The organism is Sphingopyxis sp., from assembly GCF_051861155.1.
Lineage (GTDB): Bacteria > Pseudomonadota > Alphaproteobacteria > Sphingomonadales > Sphingomonadaceae > Sphingopyxis.
This window is the reverse complement of record NZ_JBHYDE010000008.1, coordinates 1-13,664: the sequence shown is the minus strand read 5'-3', so window position 1 is coordinate 13,664 and position 13,664 is coordinate 1. Positions and strand designations below refer to the sequence as shown.

Sequence of the window (13,664 nt, the reverse complement as noted above, 5' to 3'; positions counted from 1 at the left end):
AGGGTGCACCGGGCGGACGGGGGTGAACCCGCATGACGACAAAGTTGACCGCGTTCGCGCGGGGACGTTGTCGTGCGCCCGGTGGCCCAGACATCGATCCCGTGTGCGTGCGGTGTTGTCGATGAGGTTACCCAGATGAATCGCGTTTTCCGTCACTCCGTTTCGCTCGCCGTGCTGGCGGCGTCATCCCCCGCGCTCGCCGAGGAGGCGGCGCACGCCGCCGCCGCCGAGGGCGAGACCATTATCGTCACCGCGACGCGCGCGCCGCTGACGCTCGACGAGATCCCCGCCTCGATCGCGGTGCTCGACAAAGCGGCGATCGACCGCGCGCAGGACATTGGCGTCACCGAATTGCTGCTGCGCACCCCCGGCATCAGCATATCGCGCAACGGCGGTTACGGCACCGCCACGTCGCTGCGCATCCGCGGCGCCGAATCCGACCATAGCGTCGTCATCATCGACGGGGTGAAGCTGAACGATCCGTCGTCGACCGGCGGCGGGTTCAACTTCACCAATCTGCTGGTCGGCGACATCGCGCGGATCGAGGTGCTGCGCGGGCCGCAGTCGATCCTGTGGGGCAGCCAAGCGATCGGCGGGGTCGTCAATATCGTCACCGCGTCGCCCGAAAAGGCGCTCGAAGCCAGCTTCGACATCGAGGCGGGATCGCGCCAGACGGTCAGCGCGCGCGCCGCGATCGGCGGCAAGACCGGGCCGCTGAGCTGGCGGATCGGCGGCCAGCGTTTCACCACCGACGGGATTTCGTCGCACGCCAAGGCGTTCGGCGGGGTCGAGCGCGACGGGTATCGCAATCACAATCTGTCGGGCCGCGCCGAGCTGGCGCTGACCGACAATGTCAGCGTGGAAGTCCGCGGCACTTATGCCAGCGGACGGGTGCAGTTTGACGGCTTCAACGCCGACAGCGCCGATTATGGGCTGAACAGGGAATTCGTCGGCTATGCGGGGGTGAATTTCGATCTCGCTGGCGGCCGGTTTCAGAACCGCATCGCTTATGGTCATACCGACACCAACCGCGACAATTTCAACCCGACGCGCGCGCGGCCGCAGAGTTTCGAGGCCGATGGGCGCAACAGGCGCTGGGAATATCAGGGCAGTTTCGCGGTGAGCGAGCGCGTTTCGGCGATCTTCGGGGCCGAGAATGAACGATCCGATTTCCGCAGCCGATCGCCCGCCGCATCGCTGGCGACCCCGCTGCCCGCCTTCGCGCGCGGCGAGGCCGAACTCACCAGCGCTTACGGCCAGATCAGCGTCGAACCGGTCGATGGGCTGACGCTCAACGGCGGCGTGCGGTACGACGACCATGACCGCTATGGCGGCCAGACCTTGTTCGCGGCGGGCGGCGTCTGGCGGCTGCCCACCGGCACCGTGCTGCGCGCGAGCTATGGCGAAGGGTTCAAGGCACCGAGTCTGTTCCAGCTGTTCAGCGAATTCGGCAATGTCGGGCTCGATCCCGAAGCGGCGAAGGGCTGGGAAGCGGGGATCGAGCAACATCTGCTCGATCGCCAGCTGGTCGTCGGTGCGACCTGGTTCGACCGCACCACAACGAACCAGATCATCTTCAACAGCTGTTCGGCGACCGCCACCGATCCGCTCTGCTTCGCCCCCGGCAATCCGGCGGCGCGGCGTTTCGGCTATTATCTGAACGTCGCGCGCGCCGAAGCGCATGGCGTTGAAGCCGCCGCGGCACTGACGCTGGGCGGGCTGGTGCTCGATGGCAATTATAGCTGGATCGTCGCCGAGGATCGTTCGCCCGGCACCGCCAATTTCGGCAAATGGCTGCCGCGGCGCCCGCGCCACACCGCCAATGCGTCGATCAGCTATGAATTTCCGTTCGGTCTGACGACGGGCGCGGCGCTGCGCTGGTCGGGCAAGAGTTTCGACAATGCGAGCAATGCGACGCGGCTGGGCGGCTATACGCTGGTCGATTTGCGCGCCGAGTTCGCGCTGTCGGATGGCGTCAAGCTGTTCGCGCGCGCGGAGAATATCTTTGACGAGCAATATATGACCGCGTTCCGATACGGGTCGCTGGGGCGCAGCGTCTATGCCGGCATCCGGGGGAGGTTCTGACATGGGCGCGATGTCAAAGCGCGGCGCATCGGCGCTGTGGGTGGCGCTGCTGACCGCGGCGAGTACCGCGACGACGCTGGCGCTCGCCTGCGCGACGCCCTTTCCCGCGCTCGCGGCGCTCGCGGCGGTGCATATGCGCCGCCGCGAGGGCGTGGCGCTGATGCTGCTGGCGTGGCTCGCGAGCCAGTTCGTCGGCTTTTTCCTGCTCGGCTATCCGCGCGACGGTAGCACACTGGCGTGGGGCTTCGCGCTCGGCACCGCGGCGGTCGGGTCGGCGCTGGCTGGCTATGCCGCGGTGCGGGCGCTGAATTACCGATCGGTCGCGGCGCGGCTCGCGCTGGCGTATGCGGCGGGTTTTACCGCGTATAAGGGAATCATCGTCAGCTGGGCGCTGGTGCTCGGCGGGCTGCACACCGCGACAGCGCCCGACCTGCTCGCCGAGCAGTTTATCCGCAACGGCGCGATCCTGATCGGGCTCTATGCGCTCTATCGCGTCCTTGTCGCGGCGGGGGTTCCGGCGCCACCGCAACCCGCCCAAAGCGCGGCCTGATGCTGACGCGCGTCGACCCCGGCCCCGCGGTCGTGGTGTGCAACAGCTGCCGCCACAGCGCCGTGGCGCAGGTCGACGCCGACGGCGTGCGCGGCGGCGCGGCGCTGGTCGCGGCGCTGAGGGGCGCGAAGGCGGCCGACCCGCGCTATGCCGGGATTGCGGTGCAGGAGATGGCGTGCCTGTTCGCGTGCGAGGATTTCTGCACCGTCCATCTGCGCGCGCCGAGCAAGATCGCCTATGTGTTGGGCCGGTTCGTCGCAGGCGATGCCGCGGCGCGCGCTATCCTCGACTATGCGGTCCATTACGCCGCGAGCGAATTTGGCCGCGTCCCCTTTTCGCTGTGGCCCGAGGGCGTCAAAGGCCATTTCATCACCCGCACCCCGCCGCCAGGATATGTCGCCGAATGACCTGTTTTACGTCTCCCGAGGCCTTTGCCGCCGCGCTCGCCGAGCTTGGCGATCCCGATCCGCATGCCACGGCCGACGCCCAAACGCGGCAGGCCGAGCTGACCAAGCCCGCAGGATCGCTGGGGCGGCTGGAAGAACTGGCGGTGTTTTTTGCCGGCTGGCAGCGCCGCGCACGGCCGCGGATCGACCGCGCCCGCGCCGCGATCTTTGCGGGCAATCATGGCGTCACCGTGCATGGCGTCAGCGCCTTTCCGGCGAGCGTGACGGCGCAGATGGTCGCGAATTTCGCGGGCGGCGGCGCCGCGATCAACGCGCTGGCCGCGGCGGCGGGACTCGAACTGACGGTGGTCGCGCTCGACCTCGACCGGCCGACCGCCGATTTCACCGTCGCGGCAGCGATGAGCGAGGCCGAATGCCTCGACGCACTCAATCAGGGCGCTGCGGTGGTCGACACCGATCTCGACCTGATCCTGCTCGGCGAGATGGGGATCGGCAATTCGACCGCGGCGGCGGCGCTATGCGCGCGCAGTTTCGGCGGCGACGCGGCGGCGTGGGTCGGCCCCGGCACCGGGGTCGATGGCCATGGCGTCGCGCGCAAGGCCGATGTCGTCGCGCGCGCCGTCGCCTTTCACGCCGACGCGCCGGTGACGGCGTTCGAGACGCTGCGCCGCGTCGGCGGGCGCGAGATCGCGGCAATGGCGGGCGCGGTGCTCCGCGCGCGGCAGTTGGGGGTACCGGTGCTGCTCGACGGCTTTATCGGCAGCGCCGCGCTCGCCCCGCTCGCCGCCGACAATCCGGCGATCGCGGCACATTGCGTTGCGGGCCATTGCTCGGCCGAGCCGGGGCATCGGCACTTGCTCGACATGCTCGGACTCGACCCGCTGCTGGCACTGGGCATGCGGCTGGGCGAAGGGAGCGGCGCGGCGGTGGCGGCGAACATCATCCGCAGCGCGCTCGCCGCGCATAACGAGATGGCGACCTTTGCCGAGGCGCAGGTGTCGGCGTCGCTGTGAGCGGCTTTGCGCTCCATCTGCTGCGCCACGGCGCGCCCGAAACCACGGGGCTGCTGATGGGCCGCACCGATGGCGCGCCAACGCCGGCGGGGATCGCGGCGTGCGCGACGCAGGCGACGGGGCTGGACATCGAGCATATTGTCGCCTCTGACCTGTGCCGCAGCCGCGCGGCGGGCCAAGCGATCGCCAAGGCGCGGGGTTTGCCGCTCGTCATCGACCGGCGCTGGCGCGAGCTTGATTTCGGCGACTGGGACGGGCGGGCGAGCAGCGATGTCGATGCGGACGCGCTCGGTCGCTTCTGGGATGACCCCGATGCCAACCCGCCGCCCGGCGGCGAACGCTGGTCAGCGCTGGTCGCGCGCGTCGCTGCTGCGATCGGGGATCTGGCACCGGTACCGACATTGGTCGTGACGCATGGCGGCACGATGCGCGCGGCGCTGCATATCCTCTGCGGGTTCGACCAGCGCCAGCTTTGGGCGTTCGACCTGTCCTATGCGGCGCGGTTGTCGCTGACCGTCTGGCCGGGCGAGCCGACCAGCGCGCAGATCGTCGGGCTTTGCCCGTGAAGGGGCTGCTGATCGCGATCCAGTTCCTCACCCGGCTGCCGACGCCGCGGATCGCGGTGTCGAGCGAGGAATTTGCGGCGTCGATGCGCTGGTTCCCGGCGGTAGGGCTGATCGTCGGGGCGCTCGTCGCGGGCGCGGGCTGGGCTGGGTCCGCGATCGATCCGTGGACGGGCGCGCTCGCCGCGCTCGTCATCTGGGTCGCGGTGACCGGGGCATTGCACCTCGATGGGCTGGGCGACATCGCCGATGCGAGCGGGGCGGCGCACAAGGACCGCGACCGGTTGCTGGCGGTGCTTGCCGACCCCCACGCTGGCAGCTTTGCGGTGGTCGCCATCGCACTGCAGCTGATCGCCAAGCTGGTGCTGCTCCGCGCGCTGATCGACGGCGAGGCGCTCGTCGCCATCGCGCTGGTCCCCTTTGCGGCGCGGATCGGCCCGCTGGTCTGGTCGCGTGCGCTGCCCGATCTGCACGCAGGGCTGGGGTCGCGGTTTCGCGGCGCTGTGCGGCCGGTCGATTTCGCCATCTGGGGCGCGCTGCTGATCGCGGCGGCGTGGGTATCGCCGTCGCTGCTGACCGCGCCGCTGATCTTTCTGCTCTGGGGTTGGTGGCTGTTACGACGCATCGGCGGCATTTCGGGCGACGGGCATGGCGCGGGGATCGAGCTTGGCGAAAGCCTGCTCCTCGCCGCGGCGCTGTTGCTGGCGCATGCCGGATGAGCACGCCATGGACCTGGCATGGCGGCGGGCTGACGGCGGCGCAGCGCCATTTTGGCGGTGGCGACTGGATCGACCTGTCGACCGGGATCAACCCGCACCCTTGGCCGGGTGCAAACGATATGGCGTTCGACTGGCAACGGCTGCCCGAGCCCGAGGCGTTGGCCGCGCTGGAGGCGATTGCCGCGTCCCATTTCGAGGTCGATCCGCGCCACGTCTGCGCGGTGCCGGGTAGCGAAATCGGCTTGCGGCTGGTCGGCGCGCTGATCGGCGGTTCGGCGCAGCATGTTGCCCCCGGTTACCGCACGCACGGCGCGATGATCGCGGGCAGCACGGCGGCCGATCTGTTCACGGCGCTCAATTCGACCAACAATCTGATCTTGGCCAACCCGAACAATCCCGACGGCCATATCATCGACACCGCGGCGATGCGCGACCTGCTGACCGACCGCGACGGCTGGGTGCTGGTCGACGAGGCGTTCGCTGACGCCAACTCGGCCCACAGCGTCGCGGCGTTGGTGGGCGACGATCGGCGGCTGGCCGTCTTCCGCTCGTTCGGCAAATTCTTCGGCCTTGCCGGGGTGCGGCTGGGCTTTGTCATGGCGCCGCAAGCGCTGATCGCGGCACTGCGCGACCGGCTGGGCGCCTGGCCGCTGGCGGCGGCGGCGATCGCGATCGGCACCGCGGCCTATGCCGACCGCGACTGGATCGCCACCACGCGCGGCCGCCTGCCGCACGACGCCGCCGCGCTCGACGCGATGCTGATCCGCCGCGGGCATCGACCGACCGGCGCCTGCCCGCTGTTCCGCCTGATCGCGATCGATGACGCGCACGCGCTGTTCGAGCGGCTGGCGCGGCACGCGATCCTGACCCGCCCCTTTGCCGAGCAGCCGCGCTGGCTGCGCATCGGCCTGCCCGCCGATGCCGCGGCGCTGGCGCGGCTCGACGCGGCGCTGGCCGATGGCTGAGCCGATCGCGCTCACCGCGCTGGCGCTCGACGCGGCGCTCGGCTGGCCGCGGCCGCTCTATCGCCGTATCGGCCATCCGGTTGGCGTGTTCGCGCGGATCATCGACCGCTGCGAAGCAGGGTTGAACCAGCCAAGGCGCAGCTTTGCGATGCGCCGAGCACTGGGAATCCTGACTCTGATCCTCCTGTTGATCGTCGTCATCGGTCCCGCCTGGGCGATTCAATATTGGCTACTCGCGACGCTGGGCAGCTGGGGCTGGATCGGCGTCGCAATCCTCGCCTGGCCCGCGCTGGCGCAGCGCAGCCTGTTCGACCATGTCCGCGCGGTCGGCGACCAGTTGGACCGCGGCGACCTGCCCGCGGCGCGCGGCGCGGTCGGCGCAATCGTCGGCCGCGACACTGGGGCGCTCGATCAGCCCGGCGTCGCCCGCGCCGCGATCGAAAGCCTGGCGGAAAGCCTCTGCGACGGGGTCGCGGCGCCGTTGTTCTGGCTACTCCTCCTCGGCCTGCCCGGCGTGTGGGCGTATAAGGCGGTGAACACCGCCGATAGCCTGATCGGCCACCGCGAGACGCGCTGGCGCGCCTTCGGCTGGGCCGCGGCGCGCAGCGACGACCTGGCCAACTGGATTCCCGCGCGCCTGTCGAGCGCCCTGATCTGCCTCGCCGGTCGCGGTGGCTGGCGCATCCTGCGGCGCGATGCGCGAAACCACGCCTCGCCCAACGCCGGCTGGCCCGAGGCGGCGATGGCGGGCGCACTGGGGCTTCGCCTGGCGGGACCGGTCGCCTATGACGCGGTGATGCACGACAAACCCTGGATCGGCGACGGCCGCTGCGACGCGAACGGCGACGACATCGACCGCGCGCTCACCCTCTATCTGCGCGCCTGCCTGTTGCTGTGGTTGATCGCGGGAGGCGCAATATGGCTGCGCTGATGGTGCAGGGCACCGGGTCCGACGTCGGCAAGTCGGTGCTGGTCGCCGGGCTGTGCCGGGCCTTTGCCAACCGCGGGCTGGTCGTCCGCCCGTTCAAACCGCAGAATATGTCGAACAATGCCGCAGTGACGATCGACGGCGGCGAGATCGGGCGCGCGCAGGCGTTGCAGGCGATCGCGTGCCGCACGCCGCCGCACAGCGACATGAACCCCGTGCTGCTGAAGCCGCAGGCCGACCGCACGTCGCAATTGATCGTCCACGGCAAAGTGCGCGGGACACTGGGCAGCGGCAATTTTCGCGCGGCGCGCGGCGCGTTACTGACCGAAGTCATGCAAAGCTATGACCGGCTGCGGGCCCAATGCGACATCGTCGTCGTCGAGGGCGCGGGGTCGCCCGCCGAGATCAACCTGCGCACCGGCGACATCGCCAATATGGGCTTTGCCCGCGCCGCGAATGTCCCGGTCGTGCTGGTTGGGGACATCGACCGCGGCGGGGTGATCGCGGCGATCGTCGGCACCCGCGCGGTGATCGAACCCGAGGATGCGGCGATGATCCGCGGGTTCCTGATCAACAAGTTCCGCGGCGATCCGGCGCTGTTCGACGATGGCTATCGCGAAATCGAACGGCGCAGCGGCTGGCCGGGCTTCGGGGTCATTCCGTGGCTGAGCGCCGCGGCGCGGCTGCCGAGCGAGGATGCGGTGATCCTCGAGCGTCCCGCCGACCCGCGCGAGGGGCGCCGGATGATCGCCTGCCCGATCCTGCCGCGCATCTCCAATTTCGACGACCTCGACCCGCTCAAGCTCGAACCCGGGGTCGAGGTGGTGATGGTGCCGCCGGGGCGGCCGATCCCCGCCGAGGCGGCGATCATCGTCCTGCCGGGGTCGAAAGCGACGATCGCCGATCTGGGCGCGCTGCGCGCCGAGGGCTGGGACATCGACATCCGGGCGCATCACCGGCGCGGCGGGATGATCATCGGCCTGTGCGGCGGTTACCAGATGCTTGGGCGGCGGATCGCCGATCCGCTGGGGATCGAGGGGGCGGCGGCGGCGGTCGACGGGCTGGGGCTGCTCGACGTCGAAACGACGCTATCGCTCGCCAAGACGCTGCGCCGCGTCACCGGATCGGCGCTGGGCGCGGAGGTGGCAGGCTATGAGATGCACATGGGTGAAACGCGCGGCCCCGGCACGGCGCAAGCCTTCGCGATGCTGACCGATGGCGCCAGCGACGGCGCGATCAGCAGCGATGGCCGCGTGATCGGATCGTATCTCCACGGCCTGTTCGCTTCGACCGACCTGCGCCGCGCGCTGCTGGCGCGCATCGGGGTGGCGGGCGGCGCGCGCGACTATGCCGCCGACGTCGAGGCGGCGCTCGACGACATTGCTGTCGAACTGGCGCGCCACGCCGATCTGGATGGCTTGCTGGCGCTCGCGGGGGTGCGGACATGACCGGCACGCGCCTGTTCGTGCTGGGCGGCGCACGGTCGGGCAAGAGCCGTTACGCGCAGGCACGCGCCGAAACGCTCGCGGGTCGCCATCATTTTGTCGCAACCGCCGAAGCGTTCGACGATGAAATGCGCGATCGCATCGCACGGCATCGCGCCGACCGCGACGCGCGCTGGCGCACCGTCGAAGCGCCGCGCGACTTGCCCGCGGCGCTGGATGGCCTAAGCGCGCCGGACGCGGTGGTGCTGGTCGATTGCCTGACGCTATGGCTGTCGAACCTGCTGCTCACCGACGCCGATTTGCAACGGGCCGAAGGTGAATTATGCAGCGCAATCAATCGGTTCGCGGGTCACGTCATCTTGGTATCCAACGAGGTCGGGCTGGGGATCGTCCCCGCCAATGCGCTGGCGCGGCGCTTCGGGGACGCCGCCGGGCGGCTCAATCAGGCGGTCGCGGCGGCCGCGGCCGAGGTCGTGCTGCTCACCGCCGGGCTGCCGTTGACGCTCAAGCCGCCCGCGATCCTGCGATAAAGCGGTTTTTGGCGCGGCGACCGCCCCAAAAACCAGCACTTGGCGAACGCCGTATCATGCGGCTATGGCAGCGCATTGGCCGGGAATCGCCCGGCCGAAACCAGGAGAGAATTTATGAATCACGCCGAACTGTCGGACGCCGTCGCCGCGTCGCTGGACCTCAGCAAAGCCGACGGCCGCAAGGCCGTCGATGCCGTCTTCGCCGCGATCGGTGATGCCGCCGCCAAGGGCGACGAAGTTTCGGTCAACGGCTTTGGCAAGTTCAAGGTCAAGGCCACCCCCGCTCGCGAAGGCCGCAATCCTTCGACTGGCGCGACGATCCAGATCAAGGCCGCCAAGAAGCTGACCTTTGGTCCGGCCAAGGCCGTCAAGGACCGCCTGAACGGTTAATCGACTGGCGCAGGACTCCGCCGATCGATCGGCGGAGTCCTTGTGCTATCGGCTGATGCTAGGCGCTCAGCCGCTGCCGATCGGGTTCGGCGACCATATCCGCAATGAAGACATGCACCGCATCGGCATCGATCGGGCGGCTGAGCAGATAGCCCTGGATCTGATGGCAGCCTTCCTGCCGGAGGATTTCGGCCTGCGCCTCATCCTCGACCCCTTCCGCCAGCGTTTCCATGCCCAGCGCATCGGCCAGCGTCGTGATCGCGCGGATCACCGCATTGGCGTTGCCCCCCAGCGTCAGGTCACGGACAAAGCTCTGGTCGATCTTGAGCTTGTCGAAGGGGAAGGAGCGCAGATAGCTGAGCGAGGAATAGCCGGTGCCGAAATCGTCGAGCGCGATGCGGACGCCGAGCGCGCGCAGGCTGTGCAGGGTTTCGAGTGTCTTTTCGACATTGGCGATGAAGATGCTTTCGGTGATTTCGAGTTCAAGCCGGTGCGGTGGCAGCCCCGATGACGCCAGCGCCGACAGGACGATGTTGGCGAGCCCCGGGGCGAGGAATTGCTTGGGCGAAATATTGACCGCGACCGACAGATCGCCGTCCTATGTCGCCGCCTGGCGGCACGCTTCGCGGACGACCCATTCGCCGATCTGGACGATCAGCCCGGTTTCCTCGGCCAGCGGGATGAAGTCGATCGGGCTGATCATGCCCTGATCGGGATGCGGCCAGCGGATCAGCGCCTCGAACGCCATCAACCGTTCTTCGTGCATGCTGTAGAGCGGTTGGAAATACAGCTCGAACCCGCCGTCGCGGATCGCCAGCCTGAGGTCGAGTTCCATCTGGCGGCGATGGCGCGCCTGTTCGTCGAGCGATTGTTCGAAGAAATGATGCGTCGCCTTGCCATCGCGTTTGGCGCGGTAGAGCGCGAGGTCAGCGTTTTTCATCAAGGTGATGCCGTCGATGCCGTCGTCGGGTGCGACCGCGATCCCCATGCTGGCCGACGCGTCGGCCTGTTGCCCGTCGATCAGGATCGCGCGCTCGAAACAGCCCTGCAATTTGTCGGCGAGCGCGGCGAGATTTTCGGTCGCGGGGAGGTCGCTGAACAGGATCGCGAATTCGTCGCCGCCCAGCCGCGCGACGATCGCGTCGCCCAGCACGCCCTGCAGGTGCGCGGCGACATTGCGCAGCAGCGCGTCGCCGGCGGGGTGGCCGAGGGTGTCGTTGACGACCTTGAAATCGTCGAGGTCGACATAGACGACCATCAGCCGCGCATCGTCGCGCCGCCGCGCCAGCGCATGGTCGAGCTGTTCGACGAACAATTTGCGGTTGGGCAGGTTGGTGAGCCCGTCGTGGAGCGCGACATGGGTGATCTGGCGTTCGCGTTCGGCGATCGCGGCGACCATCGTGTTGAAACTGGCGCCAAGGCGGCCGATTTCGTCGTCCGATGTCACTTCGACCGCGGCGTCCTTGCCTTCGCCTAGCAGGCGCGTCGCCTTGTCGAGCGCGCTGAGCGGGCGGGTGATCGTGCGCGCGATGCGCCAGCTCAAAACGATGACCAGCGTCAGCCCCGCCGCAGCGAGCGCGACGAGCAGCCATTGCAGCCCCGAATATTCGCCGAGCGCCTTGCTGAGCGAATGGTCGAGTACCAGCCGCGGGCGGATACCCGCCTGGAGGGTCGGCAGCGCCGTCACATGATGGAGGATGCGTTCGCTGGTCCCGCTTTCGACGACGCGCCCCGAGGGTGCGGCGGCGAGCGCGGCGGGAAGCTGCGACGCACGCACCACGCGCGCGTCGATGTCGACCGCGGCCAGTTTGGCGAGCCGCCGCATTTCGGCGGCGTCGAGCGGCTGGGCGAGGACGAGCCAGCCGATCGTGTCGGGAACCTCGATCGGCGAAGCCGCGGCGAGCGCCAGCTTGTCGCCGATGCGGACGATGCCATGGCCCTGCCCGGCGTCGAGCGCGTCCCACAGGTCATCGGACGCGGGCAGCGCTGCGGTGGCCGAGCCGGTCATGGTACCGTCGAGTCCGACGACGAAGGCGGCATCGCTGCGCGAGCGTTCGCGCAGGCTGACCAGTGCGCTTTCGATCGTCGGCTGGTCGCCGGTCGCGACCGCTTCGCGGAACCCGAAATCGCGCGACAAGATGTCGGCCGACCCGCGCATCTGCTGCGCACGCAGATCGATGATCTCGTCGAATACGCGCGCATTGGCGGCGAGATCGCGCGAGGCGCTGTCTTCGCCGAAGCGCGCGATGCCATTGCCCGCGAGCAGCAGGATCGCGGCGAGGATCGCCGTCGATAGCGCGGCATAGGCGACCGCGATCCGCAGCTTGAGCGAGCGAAAGCGCAGGCGCTGCGGAAGGGCCGGAAGCCCGATCATCGCAGCGTCAGCGCGATCTTGTGGCTGGCCGAACCCGCGCCGACCGCGATCGAGCGCTTGAGCTCGCCCCCCGGGGCGCGGGCGCGCGGATGCCAGACGGTCAGCTGATGCCCCCCCGCCGCCATGCCCGACAGGCGGACGATGCCATTCTGGTCGGTCTTGGCGGCAAAGGGCGTGTCGACGACGCGGAGATAGCCGCGCATCTGGTCGTGGATGTTGCACCCGAGCGCCACCGTGCCGGCGACCGGGAAGCTGTGCGAGCGCGTCTGATCGCGGCATTGGGCTGTCGGGGCATGCGACGCTGATCGAACTGCCCGACTATGGCTGGCAGAGTCATGGGCTGGCGGTGGGCATCGCGAACCGCGTTGAACTGAGCTATGCCCGGCAGAATTTCGACACCCGCGATGTCGGCACCGCGCTCGGGCTCGGCCGCGGCTACACACTCAACCAGGATATTTTCGCCGCCAAGGTCCGCGTTGCCGGCGACGCCGTCTATGGCGAGGCGCTGCTGCCGCAGATCAGCGTCGGCGTGGAGCATAAGCGCAACCGCGACGCCCCGGTGGCGCGCGCCGTCGGCGCCGCGCATGGCGACGGCACCGACATCACGCTGAGCGCGACCAAGCTGCTGCTGAGCCATAGCGTCCTGATCAACGCGACCGCGCGGCTGACCAAAGCGAACCAGGCCGGGCTGCTCGGCTTTGGCACCGCCGCTGACGATAATCACCGGCTCCAGTTCGAGGGATCGGTCGCGTATCAATTGTCGCGCCGCGCGGTGATCGGCGCCGAATATCGCACCAAGCCCGATAATCTGGCGATCGCACGCGAGGATGACTGGTGGGATTTGTTCGCCGCCTATGCGCTGACCGACCATCTAACCGTCACCGCCGCCTATGTTGACCTCGGGTCGATCGCGACCTTTGACAACCAACGCGGCGGTTTCCTCTCCGCGCAAATCGCCTTTTAAGGGATCGCTCGATGTTGCTGCTCGCCGCCCTGCTGATGCAACCCGCCGCCGAACCGCCGGTCGATTGGGACAAGGAATTCGGCGTCGAGGAAAAGGTCCGCGATCCGGCGACCGGCGAACTGCCCGTCGATCCCTATGTCCAGACCAACCACAACGCCGGTGCCGCTCCCTTTGCAGGCGCCGCGATGGCGAGCGCGTTCGGCGGCCAGGACGGCATCCGGCGGATCGCCCACCGCACCGTCGAACTGTCCGAAGCCGATCCGCGCATCGCAGAGATTTTCAAGGCGCACGACATGGTGCGGCTGAAACGGACGCTGTTCGAGCAATTTTGCTACATATTGAACGCGGGCTGCGATTACAGCGGCCGCGACATGGCCGCCTCGCACAAGGATCTGGGGGTGCGGATGCGCGACATGAACGCGCTGGTCGAAAATCTGCAGGCCGCGATGCGCGAGGAAAAGATCGGCTTTGCGGCGCAGAACCGCTTCCTCGCCAAGCTGGCGCCGATGTCGCGCGACGTGATCACGCGGTAAAGTCGCGCGAAACCGGCCCTCGCCCCAATGATACTGGCGAATTGGGGCGCGGCGCCTTAAGGCGCGGTCATGAGGATCGCGATCATCGACACCAGCACGACGCGCGCTGCCATCATTTCGGATGGCCTGCGCGAGGCCGGACTCGACGATCTGGTGGTGATCGACACGGCGGGTCCGTTGGCCTCGCAGATCGAAGTC

Annotated in this window: 14 protein-coding genes and 1 pseudogene; 13 read left to right on the top strand and 2 right to left on the bottom strand. The window is 68.7% G+C overall.

Annotated features, from left to right (window positions below; all coding sequences use genetic code 11):
- Positions 1-135: 135 nt before the first annotated feature.
- From ACTIFP_RS14430 to ACTIFP_RS14380, 11 genes are all read left to right on the top strand, one after another.
- The gene (locus tag ACTIFP_RS14430; protein ID WP_439569405.1) at positions 136-2,085 is read left to right on the top strand and encodes a TonB-dependent receptor plug domain-containing protein; all 1,950 of its coding nucleotides are present in this window, start codon (positions 136-138) and stop codon (positions 2,083-2,085) included.
- Position 2,086: 1 nt separating this feature from the next.
- Positions 2,087-2,635: a hypothetical protein gene (locus tag ACTIFP_RS14425; protein WP_439569404.1), complete on the top strand. Its 549-nt coding sequence runs from the start codon at positions 2,087-2,089 to the stop codon at positions 2,633-2,635.
- On the top strand, positions 2,635-3,042 hold the full coding sequence (locus ACTIFP_RS14420; protein WP_439569403.1) for a DUF1636 domain-containing protein: 408 nt from the start codon (positions 2,635-2,637) through the stop codon (positions 3,040-3,042). The genes ACTIFP_RS14425 and ACTIFP_RS14420 overlap by 1 nt, the downstream gene beginning before the upstream one ends.
- A complete protein-coding gene (gene cobT, locus ACTIFP_RS14415; protein ID WP_439569402.1) occupies positions 3,039-4,055 on the top strand; it encodes a nicotinate-nucleotide--dimethylbenzimidazole phosphoribosyltransferase in 1,017 nt (338 codons plus the stop codon). Before ACTIFP_RS14420 ends, cobT begins: the two co-directional genes overlap by 4 nt.
- Positions 4,052-4,621, top strand: coding sequence for a histidine phosphatase family protein (locus tag ACTIFP_RS14410; RefSeq protein WP_439569401.1), 570 nt, complete (start codon positions 4,052-4,054; stop codon positions 4,619-4,621). The genes cobT and ACTIFP_RS14410 overlap by 4 nt, the downstream gene beginning before the upstream one ends.
- Complete coding sequence (locus ACTIFP_RS14405; RefSeq protein ID WP_439569400.1) at positions 4,618-5,337, top strand: adenosylcobinamide-GDP ribazoletransferase; 720 nt, start codon at positions 4,618-4,620, stop codon at positions 5,335-5,337. The genes ACTIFP_RS14410 and ACTIFP_RS14405 overlap by 4 nt, the downstream gene beginning before the upstream one ends.
- Positions 5,334-6,302, top strand: coding sequence for an aminotransferase class I/II-fold pyridoxal phosphate-dependent enzyme (locus tag ACTIFP_RS14400; protein WP_439569399.1), 969 nt, complete (start codon positions 5,334-5,336; stop codon positions 6,300-6,302). Before ACTIFP_RS14405 ends, ACTIFP_RS14400 begins: the two co-directional genes overlap by 4 nt.
- Positions 6,295-7,233 carry an adenosylcobinamide-phosphate synthase CbiB gene (gene cbiB, locus ACTIFP_RS14395; RefSeq protein ID WP_439569398.1) on the top strand — a complete coding sequence of 313 codons (939 nt, stop codon included), beginning with the start codon at positions 6,295-6,297 and terminating at the stop codon, positions 7,231-7,233. Before ACTIFP_RS14400 ends, cbiB begins: the two co-directional genes overlap by 8 nt.
- Complete coding sequence (locus ACTIFP_RS14390) at positions 7,221-8,678, top strand: cobyric acid synthase (protein ID WP_439569397.1); 1,458 nt, start codon at positions 7,221-7,223, stop codon at positions 8,676-8,678. Before cbiB ends, ACTIFP_RS14390 begins: the two co-directional genes overlap by 13 nt.
- Positions 8,675-9,205: a bifunctional adenosylcobinamide kinase/adenosylcobinamide-phosphate guanylyltransferase gene (cobU, locus tag ACTIFP_RS14385; RefSeq protein ID WP_439569396.1), complete on the top strand. Its 531-nt coding sequence runs from the start codon at positions 8,675-8,677 to the stop codon at positions 9,203-9,205. The genes ACTIFP_RS14390 and cobU overlap by 4 nt, the downstream gene beginning before the upstream one ends.
- A gap of 114 nt (positions 9,206-9,319) precedes the next feature.
- Positions 9,320-9,595 carry an HU family DNA-binding protein gene (locus ACTIFP_RS14380; protein WP_137752732.1) on the top strand — a complete coding sequence of 92 codons (276 nt, stop codon included), beginning with the start codon at positions 9,320-9,322 and terminating at the stop codon, positions 9,593-9,595.
- 58 nt (positions 9,596-9,653) lie between these two features.
- On the opposite strand, the pseudogene ACTIFP_RS14375 reads toward ACTIFP_RS14380, so the two are convergent.
- A pseudogene (locus ACTIFP_RS14375) lies at positions 9,654-11,969 on the bottom strand (putative bifunctional diguanylate cyclase/phosphodiesterase).
- Positions 11,966-12,202 (bottom strand): hypothetical protein, encoded by a 237-nt coding sequence (locus tag ACTIFP_RS14370; RefSeq protein ID WP_439569395.1) that lies wholly within the window; start codon positions 12,200-12,202, stop codon positions 11,966-11,968. The pseudogene ACTIFP_RS14375 and the gene ACTIFP_RS14370 overlap by 4 nt, the downstream one beginning before the upstream one ends.
- Before the next feature lie 44 nt (positions 12,203-12,246).
- Here ACTIFP_RS14370 and ACTIFP_RS14365 point away from each other — a divergent pair, with 44 nt between their 5' ends.
- Together ACTIFP_RS14365 and ACTIFP_RS14360 are read left to right on the top strand one after the other, a co-directional pair.
- The gene (locus ACTIFP_RS14365) at positions 12,247-12,933 is read left to right on the top strand and encodes a DUF3034 family protein (protein ID WP_439569559.1); all 687 of its coding nucleotides are present in this window, start codon (positions 12,247-12,249) and stop codon (positions 12,931-12,933) included.
- Between the two features lie 11 nt (positions 12,934-12,944).
- Positions 12,945-13,466, top strand: coding sequence for a group I truncated hemoglobin (locus ACTIFP_RS14360; RefSeq protein ID WP_439569394.1), 522 nt, complete (start codon positions 12,945-12,947; stop codon positions 13,464-13,466).
- Positions 13,467-13,664: the final 198 nt, after the last annotated feature.

Coding starts and splice junctions, on each gene's coding strand:
- ACTIFP_RS14400 (WP_439569399.1), top strand. CDS start 5,334: ATGAGCACGCCATGGACCTGGCATGGCGGCGGGCTGACGGCGGCGCAG.
- ACTIFP_RS14390 (WP_439569397.1), top strand. CDS start 7,221: ATGGCTGCGCTGATGGTGCAGGGCACCGGGTCCGACGTCGGCAAGTCG.
- ACTIFP_RS14425 (WP_439569404.1), top strand. CDS start 2,087: ATGGGCGCGATGTCAAAGCGCGGCGCATCGGCGCTGTGGGTGGCGCTG.
- ACTIFP_RS14430 (WP_439569405.1), top strand. CDS start 136: ATGAATCGCGTTTTCCGTCACTCCGTTTCGCTCGCCGTGCTGGCGGCG.
- cobT (WP_439569402.1), top strand. CDS start 3,039: ATGACCTGTTTTACGTCTCCCGAGGCCTTTGCCGCCGCGCTCGCCGAG.
- cbiB (WP_439569398.1), top strand. CDS start 6,295: ATGGCTGAGCCGATCGCGCTCACCGCGCTGGCGCTCGACGCGGCGCTC.
- cobU (WP_439569396.1), top strand. CDS start 8,675: ATGACCGGCACGCGCCTGTTCGTGCTGGGCGGCGCACGGTCGGGCAAG.
- ACTIFP_RS14420 (WP_439569403.1), top strand. CDS start 2,635: ATGCTGACGCGCGTCGACCCCGGCCCCGCGGTCGTGGTGTGCAACAGC.
- ACTIFP_RS14380 (WP_137752732.1), top strand. CDS start 9,320: ATGAATCACGCCGAACTGTCGGACGCCGTCGCCGCGTCGCTGGACCTC.
- ACTIFP_RS14360 (WP_439569394.1), top strand. CDS start 12,945: ATGTTGCTGCTCGCCGCCCTGCTGATGCAACCCGCCGCCGAACCGCCG.